The organism is Vibrio sp. 10N.261.52.A1 (assembly GCF_002876325.1).
Classification (GTDB): domain Bacteria; phylum Pseudomonadota; class Gammaproteobacteria; order Enterobacterales; family Vibrionaceae; genus Vibrio; species Vibrio chagasii.
In genome coordinates this window covers 1-371 of sequence record NZ_MCYD01001139.1, presented here as the reverse complement: position 1 = coordinate 371, position 371 = coordinate 1, and the positions used below count along the sequence as shown (strand labels likewise).

Sequence of the window (371 nt, the reverse complement as noted above, 5' to 3'; positions counted from 1 at the left end):
TGACGGTTGTAAGACAGTTGCTTACAGCTACATCGGTACTGAACTAACGTGGCCAATCTACTGGGATGGCGCGCTAGGTAAAGCTAAGATGGACCTAGATCGTGCAGCGGCAGCGCTAAACGAGAAACTAGGCCAAACTGGCGGTACTGCTAACGTTGCTGTTCTTAAGTCTGTTGTGACTCAAGCAAGCTCTGCAATCCCTGTTATGCCTCTTTACATCGCTATGGTGTTCAAGAAGATGCGTGAAGAAGGTATTCACGAAGGTTGTATGGAACAGATCTTCCGTATGTTCAGCCAGCGTCTATACAAAGAAGACGGCAGCGCTCCAGAAGTTGATGATGTAAATCGTCTACGTCTGGATGACCTAGAAC

At 47.7% G+C, this 371-nt stretch carries 1 pseudogene; it reads left to right on the top strand.

Features of this window, described 5'->3' with window-relative positions:
• Window positions 1-371 (top strand): annotated as a pseudogene (locus BCT81_RS24430) (bifunctional NADH-specific enoyl-ACP reductase/trans-2-enoyl-CoA reductase); the annotation flags it as partial.